Here is an 18,568-nt window from a genome sequence, read left to right as displayed (position 1 = left end):
CATGTTTAAAGAATCGGGGAAGGGACCGGCGTTGCTGCGCCTGCATAACGAAAAAAGGCTGCTGGCAGCGCTGCGTCAGGTCAGGGAGACCACCCGCCAGGACCTGGCCGAAGCGCTGGCGCTGAGTAAAAATACCGTTTCGCTGATTGTCGATGAGCTGATCGCCCGCGGCTGGGTCAGCGAGCGCGGGGCGCTGGCCGGAAGAAGCGCCGGACGGCCGAAAATCCGCATCGCGCTGGAAGCACAGGTATTAAAAAGCGCCGGCATCATGGTTGAACGCCATCAGCTGCGCTGGATGGTCTGTGATTATTTCTCCCGGCCGCTCGCGCAGGGGCAGGAAACGCTGGAAACCGGCAGCCCGCAGCCGGTGCTTGAGCGTCTTGCGCAGCTGGCGTCGCAGCTGGCGAGCGACCACCCCGGACTGCTGGGGATCGGCTTTGGCTTCCCCGGCATTGTCGATCCGCGCGGCGGCATACTGCACCTTTCTTCCCATCTCGGCTGGCGCAATGTTGACCTGCTTAGCTCGCTTAATCTTTCTGTTCCCGTGGCGGCCATGAACATCGTTAAAGCCGCCGCGCTGCTCTCCTTGCAGCATGACCGACTGCCAGCAGACCGCAGTCGCTTTTACCTGCGCGTCGGCGAAGGCGTCGGCGGCGCGCTGGTTAACGGCAGCGATATTTATACTGGCAACAGCTGGACGGCGGGCGAGGCCGGCCATCTGATGGTCGAGTATGATGGACCGGCCTGTCGCTGCGGTCAGCGCGGCTGCCTGGAGGCGGTAATCAGCGTGCCGGCGATTGAACAGCGGCTGGCGAGCCTGGCGCCGGGATTAAGCTGGCACACGCGGGAGCGCGATCCGCAGCAGGTGGATGAAGTGATGCATCAGGCCGGGACCTGGCTTGGCAGAGCGCTGAGTCAGATTATGCTGCTGCTTAATCCGGCGGTGATTGTGGTGGACGCCCCCTGGAATAAAAGCGCCGCGTTCAGTGACGCGGCGTGCGAGGCAGCAAAAGCGCAGACGTTAAGTTTTACCTGGCAGAATACTCAGCTGCTGTTTATGCAGCAAACCTTCGACCCGGCTCAGGGGCTCGCTCTGGCGATGATCGAACAGAGCGAGCAGTCGGTACTTTAACTTCAGGCGGCTTCAACCTTCGGTGCTTTTTGCGGCTTTTTTACCGGCTGGGTCGCTAACGCTTCCGGTTCAAAATCATCAACGTTGATGCTGCGCAGTCGGCTGGCTTCCGCCCTCGCCAGAATGTCGGCCTCTTGCTGATTAATCAGCTGATTTGCCAGCCATTGCTGACCCAGCTCGTCAAGGCGGGTAAACGGCAGATTCTTCTGCAGCTGCTTGCACAGACGCTGATGGATCGCTTCCGCTTCCATGATATGCGCCAGCGCTTCTTCCATCTGTCCCGCCGGATTGTATTCGCTCGGGGTGAGATATTGCCCACGACCAATGCGGCTGCGGGTAGCAGAAGGCTGCTGAAGGATTTTAGCCAGCTGATGATCAAGCTTGTCTGACGGCGCGCGGCAGTGGCGTCCGGTCGGGAAAATCACCAGGCGCATCAGGCCCGCCATCGCCCGGTTCGGGAAGTTGCGCAGCAGATCGTCAATGGCCGTTTCCGCCTGATACAGCGCATCCTGCACGCTCCAGTGAACCAGCGGCAGATCGGCACTCTGGCGGCCCTCATCGTCATAGCGTTTCAGGGCAGCGGAAGCAATAAACAGCTGGCTCAGCACGTCGCCGAGGCGCGCGGAGATACGCTCACGTCGTTTCAGGCTGCCGCCGAGCGCGGCCATCGAAATATCCGCCATAAAAGCCAGGTTAGCGCTGATACGGTTCAGATGCTGATAGTAACGGCGCGTCGCGTCGCGAGTCGGTGTGCGGCTGGTCAGGCCGGCGGTCAGGCCGAGCCAGAAGCTGCGCACTTTATTGCTGCCAACGTGGCCGATATGACTGAACAGCGCCTGATCAAAGGCTTTAACATCATGATTCTGCGCGGCAGCCATCTCTTTCAGCACGAAAGGATGACAGCGGATCGCGCCCTGACCAAAAATAATCATGCTGCGGGTCAGGATGTTGGCGCCTTCAACGGTAATGGCTATCGGCGCGCCCTGATAGGCACGGGCAAGGAAGTTATTATCGCCCAGCATGATGCCTTTACCGCCAGCGATATCCATCGCATCGATAATTGCCCGCTGGCTGCGGTGGGTACAGTGATGTTTAACGATCGCCGACAGTACCGCCGGTTTTTCGCCGAGCATAATGCCGTAGGTGATCAACGTCGCGGCGGCATCGAGGGCATACGCATTGCCAGCAATGCGCGCCAGCGGCTCTTCAATCCCTTCCATCTTACCGATAGAGATCCTGAACTGGCGGCGGATGTGGGCATAAGCCCCGATCGCCATTGCCACAGATTTCAGGCTGCCGGTGGCGTTGGAGGGCAGGGTGATGCCGCGTCCAACCGAGAGACATTCAACCAGCATACGCCAGCCCTGTCCGGCCATTTTGGGACCGCCGATAATGTAATCAATCGGTACAAAGATGTCCTTACCGCGCGTCGGCCCGTTCTGGAACGGAACGTTCAGCGGAAAGTGGCGCCTGCCAATCTCAACGCCCGGCGTGACCGTCGGGATCAGCGCGCAGGTAATACCCAGCTCCTCAGTTTCACCCAGCAGGTGGTCGGGATCGGAGAGTTTGAACGCCAGGCCCAGCACGGTAGCAATCGGCGCCAGAGTGATGTAGCGCTTATTCCAGGTCAGGCGCATACCCAGTACCTGTTTACCCTGCCAGTCGCCCATACAAACCACCCCGGTATCCGGGATAGCGCCGGCATCGGAACCGGCTTCCGGGCTGGTTAAGGCAAAGCAGGGGATCTCCTGGCCGCGCGCCAGACGAGGCAGATAGTGATCTTTTTGCTCTTCGGTGCCGTAATGCTGCAGCAGCTCGCCCGGACCAAGGGAATTTGGTACGCCAACGGTGATCGCCAGGATACCGGAGACGCCAGCCAGTTTCTGCAATACGCGCGACTGGGCGTAAGCGGAGAATTCCAGGCCGCCATACTCTTTTTTAATGATCATGGCGAAAAAGCGGTGCTCTTTCAGGTACGCCCACAGTTCAGGCGGGAGATCGGCCATTTCGTGAGTAATGGCGAAGTCATTAGCCATGCGGCAGGCTTCTTCCACCGGGCCATCAATAAAGGCTTGCTCTTCCGCTGACAAACGCGGCTGCGGATAGTCGTGCAGGGTTTTCCAGTCGGGATTGCCGCGAAATAGTTCGCCTTCCCACCAGGTGGTGCCTGCGTCAATCGCCTCTTTTTCAGTACGCGACATGGGCGGCATCACTTTCTGGAAGGTATGCATAACCGATTTAGAAAACATCGCCCGGCGCAGGCTGAGCAGGTTGAACGGCAGCAGAATAATAGCCAGCGGCAGCAGCAGCCACGGCGTCCAGAGATGCAGTGCGGCCATCAGCGCCGTCCAGATCAGCAAGGTCGCGCTGCTGAGCGCCAGGGTAACACGGTGATAAAACAACACGCCGATCAACACGATCGTCGCAACAATACTGATAAGCAACATAACCTACTCCCTAAGTCATAAGAGGTCTGACCTGTTGAGTACAGGTTTAGATGAGATCCTTTCCGTTAGCAATATATTTACATGATAATTACAACCTGGCTCACACTCCATTAGTGAGATGAATACATCCGCCAGGCTAGCCGTAGCGCTTTGCGCGCCTCAGGCATTTGGTTACACTGCATATGATATTTCTTGAGAAGGAAGGCCCTCGCTATGTACCAGGATATTATCCGCTCTGAACTGAACGAAGCGGCGGAAACGCTGAACGCGTTTTTAAGTAATGATGCCAATATTCACGCCATTCAACGTGCGGCGGTAATGCTGGCCGATGCATTTAAAGCCGGAGGAAAAGTGCTCTCATGCGGCAACGGCGGCTCCCACTGCGATGCTATGCATTTTGCCGAAGAGCTGACCGGACGCTATCGGGAAAATCGTCCCGGCTATCCGGCAATTGCCATTTCAGATGTCAGCCATCTCTCCTGCGTCAGCAACGACTTTGGCTACGACTATGTCTTCTCACGCTATGTTGAAGCGGTAGGCCGCGGCGGTGACGTCTTACTGGGCCTGTCGACCTCGGGTAATTCGGTCAATATTATCAAGGCGATTGAGGCGGCGAAAAAGCAGGGGATGAAGGTTATTGCGCTGACCGGTAAAGACGGCGGCAAGATGAACGGCCTGGCGGATATTGAAATTCGCGTTCCCCACTTTGGCTACGCCGACCGTATTCAGGAAATTCACATTAAGGTCATACATATTCTGATGTTACTGGTCGAAAAAGAAATGGTTAAATAAGCCTTTCAGGCTGTAAACGGGCCTGAACGCCAGCGGAGCGCAGGCCAGGTGTGGTGCGCCAGGTAGCCGAAGCGTCAGGCTGCTTGCGCTCAGGCTGCCTCCCTGACTGGTTAATTTAGCGATACTCTTTTGCCGGTGGTTTAAGGTGGTAGCATGTGCGAATTGCTTGGGATGAGTGCCAATGTCCCGACGGATATCTGTTTTAGTTTTACCGGGCTGATACAGCGCGGTGGCGGCACCGGGCCGCATAAAGACGGTTGGGGGATCACCTTTTACGAAGGCAAAGGCTGCCGGACGTTTAAGGATCCTCAACCGAGCTTTAATTCGCCGATTGCGCGCCTTGTGCAGGAATACCCGATTAAATCCTGCGCCGTGGTGGCGCATATTCGTCAGGCCAACCGTGGCAAAGTCGCGCTGGAAAACACCCATCCTTTTACCCGCGAACTCTGGGGACGCAACTGGACCTATGCCCACAACGGACAGCTAAAGGGCTATCGTCGGCTGGACACCGGCTATTTCCGTCCGGTGGGAGAAACCGACAGCGAGCACGCTTTTTGCTGGCTGCTGCATCAGCTGGCTACCCGCTACCCACGCACACCGGGCAACTGGCCGGCGGTGTTTCGCTTTGTTGCTCAGCTGGCGCAGCAGCTTTGCAGCAAAGGCGTGTTTAATATGCTGCTGTCAGATGGCAACTTTCTGATGGCCTACTGCTCGACCAATCTTTACTGGATCACGCGCCGCGCGCCGTTTGGTAAAGCGACGCTGTTGGATCAGGATGTGGAGATCGACTTTCAGAAGCAGACCACGCCAAATGACGTGGTCACGGTGATTGCAACTCAGCCGCTAACCGGCAATGAGTCATGGCATCGCATTGCGCCCGGCGAGTGGGCGCTATTCTGCCTGGGTGAGCGCCAGTGCTGAAGCCGGTGCCGGAGAGAACGGCGCGCCTGGGGTACTGCCGTTCAGCACATATTTGCCGTCGCTGACGTTGACTGCAGGCGGCAGATGCGTTTTGACAAACTGCGCATAGGCCGGCTGCAGCTGCTGCCAGAAGCTGTAGTAAATTGAGTTGCGGTGGTGCTGCATATTATTTTCAGTCATGCGGAACGGATAAATGCTGATGTCCACGCGTGGCTGACCGTTGTGCAGCGCCGCAGCGACATAATCATAAATATCCTGGATATAGGCATCGGTCATCGCGTAGCAGCCAACGGAAACGCAGGCGCCGTGAATCATCAGATACTTGCCTTCATAGCCTTTCTCGCGATCGTACTGGTTAGGAAAACCAATATTTATCGCCCGGTAGAAATGGCTGTCCGGCTTCAGCTGCGACAGGCCGACGCTGTAAAATCCTTCCGGACTTTTAAAATCTCCCGGGCGCCGTTTCGGGCCGAGACCGCCAGAGAAATTGCAGATGCGATAGCTGTCGAGCAGGCGATATTCGTTACCGACTTTGCCATACAGTTCAAGGGTGCGTTCTTGCTTAAATATCTGAATATAAACCGGCGTCCCCAGTAGCTGCTTCTTGAGCTCTTTACTGACGGGGGCCAGCGGTGAAGACGGATCGGGGAGGCTGGCCAGACAAATGGCCGGCAGGAAGATCATCGCAAACAGCAATGCGATTTTGCCCATCATATTTCCTTGAAATGCGTATGTAATCGGCGCCGAAAGCGCGCTGCTCTTGCGATATCGGAGTTTTCCGCTACCGCAGCGCAACATTATCATTGTGTGTTTTTTTAGCAAGCAACAGTGCGTCAAAAATTGGCGTAATTTTAATTTTGTGGCTTATTCCCTTAATTGAATGGCCCGGCTTATCGTCAGCATCCTTGCGGCGCCCTTTTTATGCTGTATACTTATCCAGTGGTTGCGGAGGGGGTATGCGTAAAATTATTCACGTCGATATGGACTGCTTTTATGCCGCAGTTGAAATGCGTGACGATCCCAGCCTGCGCGATATTCCGATTGCCATCGGCGGCAGCCGCGAAGCGCGCGGCGTAATCAGCACCGCCAATTATCCGGCGCGTAAATATGGCGTTCACAGCGCTATGTCAACCGCCATGGCGTTAAAGCTCTGCCCCCACCTGAAGCTGATCCCCGGCCGTTTTGACGCCTACAAAGCGGCCAGCAGCCACATCCGTGAAATCTTTACCCGCTATACCTCTCTGGTGGAGCCGCTTTCCCTTGACGAGGCCTATCTCGACGTTAGCGAAAGCCAGCACTGTCAGGGATCGGCCACGCGCATCGCCGATGAAATACGCCAGACCATCTGGCGTGAACTGGAACTGACCGCTTCGGCCGGCATTGCGCCGATTAAGTTTCTGGCAAAAATTGCCTCCGACATGAATAAACCGAACGGGCAATACGTGATTACCCCTCAGCAGGTGTCGGAGTTTCTGCTGGCGCTGCCGCTGGCGAAGATTCCGGGCGTCGGCAAGGTAACGGCAAAAAAACTCGCGGAGATGGGTCTGCATACCTGCGCCGACGTTCAGCGCTCCGATCTGGCGCTGCTGCTGCGCCGCTTTGGCAAGTTTGGTCGCGTGCTTTGGGAGCGCAGCCACGGGGTGGATGAACGCGAAGTGGTCACCGAACGGTTGCGTAAATCCCTTGGCGTCGAGCGTACGCTGGCCGAGGATATTCACAGCTGGGAGGACTGCCTTGAGATTATTGACCAGCTGTATGACGAACTGGCGCGGCGGCTGACGCAAATCAAACCCGATCGGCAGATCGCCCGGCAGGGCGTAAAGCTAAAATTTAACGATTTCCAGCTTACCACCCAGGAACACGTCTGGCCGGAGTTGAATAAAGAGGATTTGATTGCCGTGGCGCGCAAAACCTGGGACCAGCGTCGGGCGGGGCGCGGAGTGCGGCTGGTGGGATTGCACGTAACCCTGCTGAATCCGCAGCTTGAACGTCAGCTACTTCTGGGGCTATAAGCCTGCGGCTTGAGCGATTGGCATAAACCCTGCTGAATCCGCAGATGGAAGGTCAGCGACTTATCGGGGCTATAAGCTTGCGGCTTGAGCGGTTTGCATAAACCTTGCTGAATTCGCAGATGGAAGGTCAGCGACTTATCGAGGCTATAAGTCTGCGCCCATGCCTGCGGCTTGAGCGGTTGTACGTCACGCTGCTGAGCCCAGCCGCCGGGAAAAGAAAGCGCCAGCCGCTCCCCGAGGCGATGCTCAGGAACCGGCCGGCGTTTTTATCTCTGCGCTGGCTATCGCCGGCGGACGACTATTTTGCCGGAATGGCCTTCAGCAGCGCCGTCAGCAGCTGCCAGTAAAGGCCGACGCTGGCGATATGCACCTGCTCATCTGGCGAGTGGGGACCGGTGATGGTTGGGCCAATCGACACCATATCCATATCCGGATAGGGTTTCTTAAACAGACCGCATTCAAGGCCGGCGTGGATCACCTGAATATTGGGCATTTTGTTAAACAGCTTGTGGTAAGTTTCCCGCACCAACTCCATCACCGGTGAATTGGCGTCCGGCTGCCAGCCGGGATAGCCGCCCTTTGGCATGGTCGTGGCACCTGCCAGTTCGCCAAGTGAGGTGAGCATTTCCACAACGTAATCCTTACCGCTGTCGATCAGCGAACGGATCAGGCAGTTAATGCTGGCCTGTTGTTCATCAAAGGTCACTACGCCGATATTCAGCGAGGTTTCCACCACGCCTTTCATCACGTCAGAGTTGCGAATAACGCCGTTTGGCGTGCTGTTCAGCAGCGAAACAAAGCGGTCGCGGCAGCCGTTTTTCAGCGGGCGGGCATTGCTTTCTACGCTTTCAACCAGCACGGTCAGATTTTTATCCAGCGGGCTGGCTTCATTTTTCAACGTGGCAAGATACGCCTGCGCCGCCTCTTTCAATGCCTGATGCTTATCCGCAGCGACCGCCAGCGTGGCGAAGGCTTCGCGTGGGATGGCATTACGCAGTGTGCCGCCGCTCAGATCGAGTAAACGCAAGTCCAGCGAGCGGGCATGGGCAAACAAAAAGCGCGCCAGCAGCTTGTTGGCGTTGCCGAGGCCCATATGAATATCGGCGCCGGAGTGACCGCCGCGCAGCCCTTTTATTGTCAGCTTCACCGTCTGGTAATCTGCCGGCAGCGCTTCACGCTCCAGCTTCAGCGTCGAAGTAAAATCGATGCCGCCGGCGCAGCCCATATAAACTTCGCCTTCCTCTTCAGAGTCGGTGTTAATCAAAATTTCCGCTTGCAGCCAGCCAGGCTGGAGGCCGAAGGCGCCGTCCATGCCGGTCTCTTCGGTCATGGTCAGCAACACTTCCAGCGGGCCATGCTCAACGCTGTCATCAGCCAGCACCGCCAGCGCCGAGGCCATGCCGATACCGTTGTCGGCGCCCAGGGTCGTACCCCGCGCTTTTACCCATTCACCATCAACCCACGGCTGGATCGGGTCTTTGGTGAAATCATGCTGAGTATCGTTATTTTTCTGCGGCACCATATCAAGGTGCGCCTGCAGCGCGACCGGCTTCAGATGCTCCAGGCCGCTGCTGGCAGGTTTGCGGATCAGAATATTGCCGACGGCGTCGCGCTCGGCAAATAACCCTTTCTCCTGCGCCCAGGAAACAATATGCGTCGCCAACGCTTCTTCATGAAAAGAGGGATGGGGGATAGCGCAAATTTTGGCAAAAATGTCCCACAGCGGCTGTGGTGAGAGTTGAGACAATTCAGACACGATCGGTCTCCTGTTTAACCGTTACCCGGCGCCGATGACCAGGCAATCAGCTAGCGTTAATATTTAAATAAAACCTGCCGGCGACGGGCCGGCACCAGGCCGCCAAGAATACCACTGTTTCAGCAGTTGCGCTTGTTTGCGCCAGCGAAAAAAGTCACAGCGTAGCGGGTGTCGTACTGGTTTTTCACCGTTCAGATCACTATAATCTCGCGCAATCTTTCCCACTGTGCTTTGTTAGCCAGTGCTTCTGGTCGGGATCCTTCTATGAGTGAAAAATACGTCGTCACCTGGGATATGCTGCAAATTCATGTCCGCCAACTCGCCCAGCGTTTGCTGCCGGTATCACAATGGAAAGGCATCATTGCCGTCAGCCGTGGCGGACTGGTTCCTGCTTCTCTGCTGGCTCGCGAGCTGAATATTCGCTACGTCGATACGGTATGTATTTCCAGCTACGATCACGATAATCAGCGTGATATGCATATCCTCAAGCGCGCAGAGGGTGACGGCGAAGGCTTCATCGTGGTTGACGATCTGGTCGATACCGGCGGCACCGCCCAGGCGATCCGCGAAATGTATCCCAAAGCGCGTTTTATTACCGTTTTCGCCAAGCCGGCCGGTCGGCCGCTGGTTGACGATTATCAGGTCGATATCCCGCAGAACACCTGGATTGAGCAGCCTTGGGATATGGGCGTGGTTTACGTTCCGCCGATCGTTAAGAGCTGATTGACATCGATCAGGACGTCGCTCGCTTATTGCGTTATGGTTCAGGTTTACTGAACATTGTGTATGAGCGGGCGCCTTGCTTACCGATTCGCGTTTTGCGCCACCAGGTTCGGCAGTCTGTCGGTGTCATACGCTATCCGGGGAGGTCTGATAGTGACGTCAAAAAATCTCAGCGAAGAACTCTTTAAACCCCGCTTTAAGCACCCTGAAACCTCTTCTTTAATCCGCCGCCAGTCCCATCCTCATCCCGGCGCGATCCACACCGCCCTCGACGGGGAAAATCAGCACAGCTGGTATCGCATGATTAACCGCTTGCTGTGGATTTGGCGCGGCATCTCGCCGATTGAACTGAGCGAAGTGCTGGCGCGCATTGCTACCAGCCAGGAAGAGCGTACCCGCGAGCACCAGCTGGACACCGTTATCGGCTACCGTAACGGTAACTGGATATATGAATGGTCGCAGCAGGCCGCGCAGTGGCAGGATAAAGCCCAGCTGCTGGATAATAATCAGGCGGGCGACTGCTGGATGCGGGCGGCGACGCTGTTCAGCCTCGCGGGCTATCCCTATCTGAAAGGCGATCAGCTGGCCGATCAGGCGCAGGTTCTGGCTAATCGGGCCTATGAGCAGGCCGCCCGCTTTTTGCCCGGCGAACTGAAAGAGCTGAGCTTCAATATTCCCGGCGGCACGGCCGTGAACGGTTTTTTACATATGCCGGCCGGTGTCAGCGCGCCTTATCCCACGGTGCTAATCTGCGGCGCGCTTGATGCGTTGCAAAGCGATCATTATCGCTTGTTTCACGATTATCTGGCCCCGCTGGGGCTGGCGATGCTGACCATTGATGTGCCGTCCGTCGGCTTTTCCGCCAGGTGGAAGCTGACCGAAGATGCTAGTTTTCTTCATCAGCAGGTACTCAGGCAGCTTACGGATATCCCCTGGATTGACCATACGCGGGTGGCGGCATTCGGCTACCGGTTTGGCGCCAGCATTGCGGTGCGTCTGGCCTACCTTGAAGCGCCAAGGCTGAAGGGCGTCGCCTGCATGGGGCCGATCGTTCACAGCTTGCTAAGCGACCCCGGTCAGCAGGATGCGATACCGGATATGTATGCCGATTTACTTGCCAGCCGTCTGGGGATGACTTATGCCAGCGATGAAGCGCTGCGTCGCGAGTTAAACTGCTATTCGTTAAAGGTCCAGGGACTGCTGGGACGGCGCTGCGCCACGCCGATGCTGTCCTGTTTCTGGCCCGGCGATCCCTTTAGTCCGGAATCCGAATCGCGACTGATAAGCCAGTCTTCAGCACAGGGGACGCTGCTGAGCATTCCGGCCTCACCGGTGATGCGCAGCTTTCAGCATGCTTTACAGCAAATTTCTGAATGGATAGCGAAGCGCGTCGGCGCCTGAGTTGCTACTATTGATTGGCATTACTCATTGACTCATAACAGGAACGCGCTAAATGACCTTACCAAGTGGACACCTGCGAAGTAAATTTATTAAACAGTTCACCGCGCTGGGGCCCTATATTCGTGAAGGCAAATGCGAAGGCAATCACTTTTTTTTCGACTGTCTGGCCGTATGCGTGAACGTTAAGCCTGCACCGGAAAGCCGTGAGTTCTGGGGCTGGTGGATGGAGCTGGACGCTAAAGAAGATCACTTCACCTACAAATACTACTTTGGCCTGTTCGATAAAGAAGGGCTGTGGCAGGAAACGGCGGTCAAGGGCAAAGACAATAATAAGCGGCTGGAAGAAACGCTACGTGATTTCCATCAGCGTCTGAAAGCTCTGCTGGCGGAGCACAAGCTGGCGCTGAAGCCGGCGGCAGATTTTAACGATAAACCGGTAGCGTTAAGCGCTGAGGCGTAATTCGGCAGAGAGATTGCCACCGGGCAGCGCCGTCAGCGAATAGAAAAGGCTGGAAATTCCAGCCTTGTTTACAGACACATAACGCCAGAGTGAACGCTACGCCCGTGGCAAGGCGCAGCGGGTACATCAGAACTGATAGGTCATGCCAACGGCGACGACGTCGTCGTTATTCAGCGCCAGCTTGTTATCGTCGCTCAGCTGGTTGATTTTGTAGTCAACCATGGCTGACATGTTTTTGTTGAAGTAATAAGTGGCGCCCACATCAATATATTTAACCAGGTCTGCATCGCCAATGCCGCGCTCAATGTCGTGGCCTTTGGTCTGCACGTAGCCGATTGACGGACGCAGGCCGAAGTCGAACTGGTACTGCGCAACCAATTCAATGTTTGTCGCTTTATTCGCCAGGCCGGTGTAGCTGCTGGACGTGCTGTTGGTTACGCCGGCAATGGCATTGGTAGTGGTAAATGGCGTCATGTTGGTCGTCTGGGTATAGATCGCCGCCAGGTAGAGGCCGCCCGCGTCATACTTGATGCCGCCGCCGAAAGCATCGGCTTTATCGCCGTGACCAAAGACCAGCGACTGCTGCTGGGTGGTACGGTCAGAAGAGGTATAAGCACCGCCGACTGACAGGCCGGTATCCAGAATGGCATAGGATAATGAAATGCCGTAACCGTCGCCGTTACCGGTGGTGGTACCGCGGGCGTTAGCCGTATCGGCGCTGTTTTTACCCTGGTACTGCAGAGCGAATTTCAGGCCGGGGATCAGGCCGAAGAAATTGCTGTTGCGGTAGGTTGCCACGCCGGTTGCGCGCTGGGTCATAAAGTTATCCGCGCGGGCCGTGCCGTCGCCGCCGAATTCCGGGAACATATCGGTCCAGCCTTCAACGTCATACAGCACGCCGTAGTTGCGGCCGTAATCAAATGAACCGGCATCGCCAAATTTCAGACCGGCAAAGCCGAGGCGGGTTTTGTTGCCGTTGTTGGCGTCGGAGCCTTCAGAGTTGTTCAGGTTGTACTGATATTCCCACTGGCCGTAACCGGTCATATCATCGTTAATTTTAGTCTGGCCCTTAAAGCCGATACGGGCATAAGACTTGTCGCCATTGCTGCCATTATTGTCGCTGAAGTAGTGCATGGCTTTCAGTTTGCCGTAGAAGTCCAGCTTGTTACCGTCTTTGTTATACACTTCTGCCGCGTTAGCGCCGGCAGATACGGCCAGAGCAGCGACGACGGCTGCCAAAACGCTCTTCTTCATTTGCATTTGCTATCGATCCCAATGAGTAAAATTTTTGCCCTAACAGGCTGTTATACCGGCGGTTTGTGTGTCCTCACCGTCCGGAGTTCTGGCGTATATTACTTATTTTTGATGACGCTTTTATTTCGTAGTTTTACAGGATATGTTTTTTTCGAACTTTTTTTATTCGCGGCTGTCGTCCTATTTTTGTCATTTCCCCTTGCAGTGGTTGGTTTCCTCGGCTACTCCTGATAAAAAGTCTGCTCAATAACTTTTTTAACAACGGCAGGAAAAAATGAGCAGCAGCCAGACTCTGGTAGTCAAACTGGGGACCAGCGTACTGACCGGCGGATCGCGTCGGTTAAATCGGGCCCATATAGTGGAGCTGGTGCGCCAGTGCGCTCAGCTTCACGCCGCCGGCCACCGTATTGTGATTGTCACCTCCGGCGCAATGGCCGCAGGGCGTGAACATCTCGGCTACCCGGAGCTGCCGCCGACCATCGCCTCTAAACAGCTGCTGGCGGCGGTAGGGCAAAGTCGCCTGATCCAACTGTGGGAACAGCTTTTCTCCATCTATGGCATTCACATCGGCCAGATGCTGCTGACGCGCGCCGACCTCGAAGATCGCGAGCGTTTTCTTAACGCCCGCGACACGCTGCGCGCATTGCTTGATAACCATATCGTGCCGGTTATTAACGAAAACGATGCGGTCGCCACCGCTGAAATTAAGGTCGGCGACAACGACAACCTGTCGGCGCTGGCTGCCATCCTTGCCGGCGCGGACAAATTACTGCTGCTCACCGATCAGCCCGGTCTGTTCACCGCCGATCCGCGTAACAACCCACAGGCGCAGCTGATCGCCGACGTACACAGCATTGATGATGCGCTGCGCACCATTGCCGGTGACAGCGTCTCCGGATTAGGCACCGGCGGCATGGCGACCAAACTGCAGGCAGCCGACGTTGCCTGCCGTGCCGGTATCGATACCATTATTGCTGCCGGCAGCAAGGCCGGGGTGATTGCCGAAGTCATCGACGGTACGCCGGTTGGCACCCGCTTTCACGCCATGGAAACCCCGCTGGAAAACCGTAAGCGCTGGATTTTCGGCGCGCCGCCCGCCGGGGAAATCACCGTGGACGACGGTGCCATCAGCGCTATTCTGGAACGGGGCAGCTCGCTGCTGCCAAAGGGGATTCGCACCATCAGCGGCAACTTCTCCCGTGGCGAGGTCATTCGCATCCGCAGCCTGCAAGGACGGGATGTCGCCCACGGCGTATCACGTTACAATAGCGACGCCATGCGAATGATTGCCGGGCATCACTCCCAGCAAATCAGCGATATTCTGGGCTATGAATACGGTCCTGTTGCCGTTCACCGCGACGATATGATCGTCAGTTAAAGGGGCCGAAAATGCTTGAAAAAATGGGGCAGGCTGCGAAAAAAGCGTCTTACCAGATAGTGCAGCTTTCCAGTGCAGAAAAAAATCAGGTGCTGATGACCATTGCCGACCAGCTTGAAGCGGACAGCGCGATTATTCTTAGCGCCAACGAGCAGGATTTGGCGGATGCGCGCCAGAACGGCATGAGTGCTGCGCTGCTTGACCGACTGATGCTCAATCCGGCCCGTTTACAGGGCATCGCCAGCGACGTGCGCCAGGTGTGCCAGCTAGCGGATCCGGTTGGACAGATAATCGACGGAGGCCTGCTCGACAGCGGTCTGCGCATTGAACGCCGCCGCGTGCCACTGGGCGTGGTTGGCGTGATTTATGAAGCGCGACCAAACGTCACCGTCGACGTCGCCTCGCTGTGCCTGAAAACCGGCAATGCTGCTATTCTGCGCGGCGGAAAAGAGACATACCGCACCAATGCCGCCACGGTGCAGGTTATTCAGCGCGCCCTGGAAAAGCATGGCTTACCGAAAAGCGCGATTCAGGCGATCGAAAATCCTGACCGCGAGCTGGTTAATCAGATGCTGAAGCTGGATCGCTACATCGATATGCTGATCCCACGCGGCGGCGCCGGATTACACAAGCTGTGCCGCGAAAACTCGACTATTCCGGTTATCTCCGGGGGCATCGGCGTTTGTCATATTTTTGTTGATGAAAGTATGGAAACCGAGGCGGCGCTGGATATCATCGTCAACGCCAAAAAACAGCGCCCCAGCGCCTGCAACTCGGTGGAAACCCTGCTGGTACACCGCAATATTGCCGGGCGCTTTCTGGTGCCGTTCAGCGCCCGCATGGCGCAGGAAAACATTAAGCTGCACGCAGACGGCAACGCTATCGCGCCACTGCAATCCGGCCCGGCGGCGGTCAGCGCCGTGCAGGACAGCGAATACCGCGACGAATGGCTGTCACTGGACCTCAACGTTAAGCTGGTTGATGACATCGACGAAGCGGTGGCCCATATTCGCGAATACAGCACCCAGCACTCTGATGCTATCCTGACGCGCAGCATCGCCAACGCCGAGCGTTTTGTCAGCCAGGTGGACTCGGCGGCGGTCTTTGTCAACGCCAGCACGCGCTTCACCGATGGCGGCCAGTTCGGCCTTGGCGCCGAGGTTGCCGTCAGTACCCAGAAGCTGCACGCGCGCGGCCCGATGGGGCTGGAAGCGCTGACAACCTACAAATGGGTCGCTTTCGGCCAGGACACGCTGCGCAGCTAAGCGCCATTCACGATCGGGGGCAGGGAAGCGTAACCCTCAGGCGTTATCTGCGGCTAAACGCTTTTCTCCGGTCGGCGAGGGCCGGGGAGCTGCCCGGCACCGACAGGCGTAAAAACAGACAAATATTGCCGGGAAAAAGCGCACTCGCACCAGCCGCTATTGACTCATCCCGGCAATTTTTTTACCGTATTCAGCGTTGTTTCCCCCCGGTACGCCGATATAGCTCAGTTGGTAGAGCAGCGCATTCGTAATGCGAAGGTCGTAGGTTCGACTCCTATTATCGGCACCATCCTACCTATTTTAACGTCTCCCTAAGTCTACTCAAACACCCTTTAAATCCTTATAATACGCCGTTTCACGGCCCTTGTTGTCTCTGCTCGTCTACTCACGTTCACGAAAATCTACGGTGAGTTGGGGGCATCGGTGGGGGCATGTTGTATTCGGTCTAGAGGAGATGCCCCCAAATGAAGCTCAATGCCAGACAGGTCGAGACTGCCAAGCCTAAAGATAAACCCTATAAGTTAGCAGATGGTGGGGGCATGTATCTGGAGGTGTTCCCTAACGGCACCAAAAGCTGGCGCATGAAATACCGTATCGCAGGTAAAGAAAAACGTGTGGTGTTTGGTGTTTACCCGACCATTACCTTAGCTGATGCCAGAAGCAAAAGAGATGATGCTAAAAAGCTGCTGGTTAATGGCGTTGATCCGAGTGCGTTTAAGAAAGAAAGCAAACTAGCCCAAATCGAAGAAGTAAAAAACACCTTTCAGCAAATTGCGCTCGAATGGCACAACATGAAAGTGAAGAAATGGTCTGCGGGATATGCCTCTGACATTCTTGAAGCCTTCAACAAAGATGTCTTCCCGTTCATCGGTCAACGTCCTGTTGCAGACATCAAGCCGTTGGAATTGCTTAACGTGCTTAAAAAGATGGAAGAGCGAGGTGCGACTGAGAAAGCTAAGAAAGTACGTCAGCGGTGTGGTGAAGTGTTTCGCTACGCCATAGTTACAGGCAGAGCCGAGTATAACCCCGCACCAGATCTCACCAGTGCTATGCAGGGGCATGAGTCTAAACATTATCCATTCCTGACCATTGAGGAGCTTCCAGCCTTTTTTAAAGCCCTTGCTGGCTACTCTGGTAGTGAGTTGGTAGTGTTAGCCGCCCGACTAATGATCATCACTGGTGTTCGAACGGGTGAATTACGTGGTGCGTTATGGTCTGAAATTTATACTGATAAAGGGTTATGGGAAATTTCTGCCGAACGCATGAAAATGCGGCGTCCTCATATTGTTCCGTTATCCGTGCAGGCATTGGAAATTATTGAAAAAATCAGGGCAATGACTGGTAATTTTCATCTAATGTTCCCCGGTCGTAATGATCCAAGTAAAACAATGAGCGAAGCCAGTATCAATCAGGTGTTTAAGCGAATTGGCTATACCGGCCGCGTTACGGGGCATGGATTCCGTCATACCATGAGCACCGTTCTTCATGAACAAGGCTACAACACCGCATGGATTGAAACCCAGCTTGCGCATCTTGATAAGAATGCTATCCGTGGTACCTATAACCATGCGCAATATCTTGATGGCAGACGTGAGATGCTGCAATGGTATGCTGACTATATGGATAGCCTTGAGAATGGTGGCAATGTGATGCATGGGACGTTTAATCGACGTGCATAGAGGAAGCTGATGCTGAACTAAGGGCTATGTCTCGGTAGAGCGTAGCTCTTTTTTATGACTGCATTTTTTATAATTATTGCTTCTGGTCGCTCAGATGAGTTCAACTATCCATTTCTGAATGGAATAACAAAGGCACCAAATGGCAATCATGAGAAACTGGTCAACGGAACACACCAAAGAAGTTAAAAAATGGTTGGATATCAATACCTATCGAGGATTTGAAGATCTGACTCTCATACAGCTTTACCATGAGCTGCTTGCAAGGACACTGTTCTTTAAGCCTTATCATGAGGAATTCGAAGCGAAAGCCGTGAACCTCTATATTGACCGAATTTTCAGCGGAAAACCGTTTCTTATTACAGAGCAACATCTCGGATACCTCACGAGAGAGGACACCCTTTACCAACCCCCACATTTCTTTTTGACCACGACAGAACGGCTGGCTCAGCTCAGCATCGTTGGATTACGGAATTCATTATTTTTCTGGGATGGAAGTGATGAGTATTCGGTTAACCGTGAATTTCTCGATAGCCCTGTATCCGAAGCTCTCCCTAAGCTGTTCAGAGATACTGTCATGGTCGAAATAGACCTTGCGAATGGAACTGATGAGGAAATAGCTGAATCTTTGAAAGCCGCGCTACCTCAATGGCGTAAAGTACGGGGCATTGAAGCCGATACATCTGATTCGATCAGGTTTGGCTATGGAACCATCAAGAAAATCATCAACTACAGACTCATACCCATGATTGACATCCTTGTATGGTCTACTCTGCACAAGGTTCGCATATCAGAAGATCGACTTTCACGCCTCCTTTACACCGACGATGATGATGAAGAACAGACCCGCCTCAATCACCAAATTCGGGACACAGACAGACCACTGGCGATAAAAGCAGCCAGTATACCTTTCATCCGTCAGTTCCATCTGTTCATCAACAAAAACAGTCATCTCAAAAACATCAGAGTTTCAGACGTGATGAAAATCGCGGATTCTGATAAAGACTGATATCCATACCCTTGGCGATCTGAAGGTCGCTCTTTTTGCTGGTGATTCAATCGTATATTCATTTCCGTCAACATAGATGAGGGAAATACCATGAATCAGCCATGCACACGTCTTATCCGCCTGTCAGAAGTGATGAATAAAACCGGATTTGGTAAGGCTTGGATTTATCGTCTTATCAGCCAAAATCGGTTTCCACAGCCTGTAAAGATCGGTATTTGATCTTACCCACCATTAGTGGACACGCGACTAAGTGAGTAAACTCTCAACCAGAGGTAGCTCACATGACAAAATCCGTATCAACCAGTAAGAACCCCCGTAAGCAGCATTCGCCTGAATTCCGCG

General features: G+C 54.9%; 15 protein-coding genes, 1 tRNA gene and 1 pseudogene. 13 read left to right on the top strand and 4 right to left on the bottom strand.

The window, feature by feature from the left end; translation table 11 throughout:
- Position 1 precedes the first annotated feature (1 nt).
- Positions 2 to 1,132 (top strand): ROK family transcriptional regulator, encoded by a 1,131-nt coding sequence (locus tag BTJ39_RS21915; protein WP_078004815.1) that lies wholly within the window; start codon positions 2 to 4, stop codon positions 1,130 to 1,132.
- A gap of 2 nt (positions 1,133 to 1,134) precedes the next feature.
- Here BTJ39_RS21915 and fadE read toward each other — a convergent pair whose 3' ends face one another.
- On the bottom strand, positions 1,135 to 3,579 hold the full coding sequence (fadE, locus tag BTJ39_RS21910) for an acyl-CoA dehydrogenase FadE (protein WP_078004814.1): 2,445 nt from the start codon (positions 3,577 to 3,579) through the stop codon (positions 1,135 to 1,137).
- Between the two features lie 213 nt (positions 3,580 to 3,792).
- Here fadE and lpcA point away from each other — a divergent pair, with 213 nt between their 5' ends.
- Together lpcA and BTJ39_RS21900 are read left to right on the top strand one after the other, a co-directional pair.
- Complete coding sequence (gene lpcA / locus BTJ39_RS21905) at positions 3,793 to 4,371, top strand: D-sedoheptulose 7-phosphate isomerase (protein WP_078004813.1); 579 nt, start codon at positions 3,793 to 3,795, stop codon at positions 4,369 to 4,371.
- Between the two features lie 153 nt (positions 4,372 to 4,524).
- Positions 4,525 to 5,292, top strand: coding sequence for a class II glutamine amidotransferase (locus BTJ39_RS21900; RefSeq protein ID WP_078004812.1), 768 nt, complete (start codon positions 4,525 to 4,527; stop codon positions 5,290 to 5,292).
- Here BTJ39_RS21900 and dpaA read toward each other — a convergent pair.
- Positions 5,263 to 6,003 carry a peptidoglycan meso-diaminopimelic acid protein amidase gene (gene dpaA / locus BTJ39_RS21895; protein WP_078004811.1) on the bottom strand — a complete coding sequence of 247 codons (741 nt, stop codon included), beginning with the start codon at positions 6,001 to 6,003 and terminating at the stop codon, positions 5,263 to 5,265. The genes BTJ39_RS21900 and dpaA overlap by 30 nt on opposite strands.
- Before the next feature lie 245 nt (positions 6,004 to 6,248).
- On the opposite strand from dpaA, the gene dinB reads away from it, so the two are divergent.
- Complete coding sequence (gene dinB / locus BTJ39_RS21890; RefSeq protein WP_078004810.1) at positions 6,249 to 7,304, top strand: DNA polymerase IV; 1,056 nt, start codon at positions 6,249 to 6,251, stop codon at positions 7,302 to 7,304.
- 298 nt (positions 7,305 to 7,602) lie between these two features.
- On the opposite strand, the gene pepD is transcribed toward dinB, so the two are convergent.
- The gene (gene pepD, locus BTJ39_RS21885) at positions 7,603 to 9,060 is read right to left on the bottom strand and encodes a beta-Ala-His dipeptidase (RefSeq protein ID WP_078004809.1); all 1,458 of its coding nucleotides are present in this window, start codon (positions 9,058 to 9,060) and stop codon (positions 7,603 to 7,605) included.
- Between the two features lie 264 nt (positions 9,061 to 9,324).
- On the opposite strand from pepD, the gene gpt reads away from it, so the two are divergent.
- The 3 genes from gpt (at position 9,325) to crl (ending at position 11,644) form a co-directional block, all read left to right on the top strand.
- Positions 9,325 to 9,783 carry a xanthine phosphoribosyltransferase gene (gpt, locus tag BTJ39_RS21880; protein WP_078004808.1) on the top strand — a complete coding sequence of 153 codons (459 nt, stop codon included), beginning with the start codon at positions 9,325 to 9,327 and terminating at the stop codon, positions 9,781 to 9,783.
- Positions 9,784 to 9,936: 153 nt separating this feature from the next.
- Positions 9,937 to 11,184, top strand: coding sequence for an esterase FrsA (gene frsA, locus BTJ39_RS21875; protein WP_078004807.1), 1,248 nt, complete (start codon positions 9,937 to 9,939; stop codon positions 11,182 to 11,184).
- Positions 11,185 to 11,236: 52 nt separating this feature from the next.
- Positions 11,237 to 11,644 (top strand): sigma factor-binding protein Crl, encoded by a 408-nt coding sequence (gene crl / locus BTJ39_RS21870; RefSeq protein WP_078004806.1) that lies wholly within the window; start codon positions 11,237 to 11,239, stop codon positions 11,642 to 11,644.
- Between the two features lie 126 nt (positions 11,645 to 11,770).
- On the opposite strand, the gene ompC is transcribed toward crl, so the two are convergent.
- The gene (gene ompC / locus BTJ39_RS21865) at positions 11,771 to 12,898 is read right to left on the bottom strand and encodes a porin OmpC (protein WP_078004805.1); all 1,128 of its coding nucleotides are present in this window, start codon (positions 12,896 to 12,898) and stop codon (positions 11,771 to 11,773) included.
- Between the two features lie 274 nt (positions 12,899 to 13,172).
- Here ompC and proB point away from each other — a divergent pair, with 274 nt between their 5' ends.
- From proB to BTJ39_RS21835, 6 genes and pseudogenes are all read left to right on the top strand, one after another.
- The gene (proB, locus tag BTJ39_RS21860) at positions 13,173 to 14,276 is read left to right on the top strand and encodes a glutamate 5-kinase (RefSeq protein ID WP_078004804.1); all 1,104 of its coding nucleotides are present in this window, start codon (positions 13,173 to 13,175) and stop codon (positions 14,274 to 14,276) included.
- 11 nt (positions 14,277 to 14,287) lie between these two features.
- A complete protein-coding gene (gene proA / locus BTJ39_RS21855) occupies positions 14,288 to 15,541 on the top strand; it encodes a glutamate-5-semialdehyde dehydrogenase (RefSeq protein ID WP_078004803.1) in 1,254 nt (417 codons plus the stop codon).
- A gap of 213 nt (positions 15,542 to 15,754) precedes the next feature.
- Positions 15,755 to 15,830, top strand: a tRNA-Thr gene (locus BTJ39_RS21850).
- A 175-nt stretch (positions 15,831 to 16,005) separates the two neighbouring features.
- Positions 16,006 to 17,220, top strand: coding sequence for a tyrosine-type recombinase/integrase (locus tag BTJ39_RS21845; RefSeq protein ID WP_001412614.1), 1,215 nt, complete (start codon positions 16,006 to 16,008; stop codon positions 17,218 to 17,220).
- Positions 17,221 to 17,368: 148 nt separating this feature from the next.
- Positions 17,369 to 18,226, top strand: coding sequence for a DUF6387 family protein (locus BTJ39_RS21840; protein ID WP_001412615.1), 858 nt, complete (start codon positions 17,369 to 17,371; stop codon positions 18,224 to 18,226).
- Between the two features lie 90 nt (positions 18,227 to 18,316).
- Positions 18,317 to 18,439, top strand: a pseudogene (locus tag BTJ39_RS21835) (helix-turn-helix transcriptional regulator); the annotation flags it as partial.
- Between the last annotated feature and the right edge of the window lie 129 nt (positions 18,440 to 18,568).

The organism is Izhakiella australiensis (assembly GCF_002006995.1).
GTDB lineage: Bacteria > Pseudomonadota > Gammaproteobacteria > Enterobacterales > Enterobacteriaceae > Izhakiella > Izhakiella australiensis.
The sequence above is the reverse complement of the archived record's forward strand: the minus strand, read 5'-3'. Positions and strand labels throughout refer to the sequence as shown.

Excerpts from the sequence above, each read along its gene's own strand:
- gpt (WP_078004808.1), top strand. The coding sequence starts at position 9,325 with ATGAGTGAAAAATACGTCGTCACCTGGGATATGCTGCAAATTCATGTC.
- fadE (WP_078004814.1), bottom strand. The coding sequence starts at position 3,579 with ATGTTGCTTATCAGTATTGTTGCGACGATCGTGTTGATCGGCGTGTTG.
- BTJ39_RS21840 (WP_001412615.1), top strand. The coding sequence starts at position 17,369 with ATGAGAAACTGGTCAACGGAACACACCAAAGAAGTTAAAAAATGGTTG.
- BTJ39_RS21900 (WP_078004812.1), top strand. The coding sequence starts at position 4,525 with ATGTGCGAATTGCTTGGGATGAGTGCCAATGTCCCGACGGATATCTGT.
- dinB (WP_078004810.1), top strand. The coding sequence starts at position 6,249 with ATGCGTAAAATTATTCACGTCGATATGGACTGCTTTTATGCCGCAGTT.
- BTJ39_RS21915 (WP_078004815.1), top strand. The coding sequence starts at position 2 with ATGTTTAAAGAATCGGGGAAGGGACCGGCGTTGCTGCGCCTGCATAAC.
- proA (WP_078004803.1), top strand. The coding sequence starts at position 14,288 with ATGCTTGAAAAAATGGGGCAGGCTGCGAAAAAAGCGTCTTACCAGATA.
- crl (WP_078004806.1), top strand. The coding sequence starts at position 11,237 with ATGACCTTACCAAGTGGACACCTGCGAAGTAAATTTATTAAACAGTTC.
- proB (WP_078004804.1), top strand. The coding sequence starts at position 13,173 with ATGAGCAGCAGCCAGACTCTGGTAGTCAAACTGGGGACCAGCGTACTG.
- dpaA (WP_078004811.1), bottom strand. The coding sequence starts at position 6,003 with ATGGGCAAAATCGCATTGCTGTTTGCGATGATCTTCCTGCCGGCCATT.
- ompC (WP_078004805.1), bottom strand. The coding sequence starts at position 12,898 with ATGAAGAAGAGCGTTTTGGCAGCCGTCGTCGCTGCTCTGGCCGTATCT.
- lpcA (WP_078004813.1), top strand. The coding sequence starts at position 3,793 with ATGTACCAGGATATTATCCGCTCTGAACTGAACGAAGCGGCGGAAACG.
- BTJ39_RS21845 (WP_001412614.1), top strand. The coding sequence starts at position 16,006 with ATGAAGCTCAATGCCAGACAGGTCGAGACTGCCAAGCCTAAAGATAAA.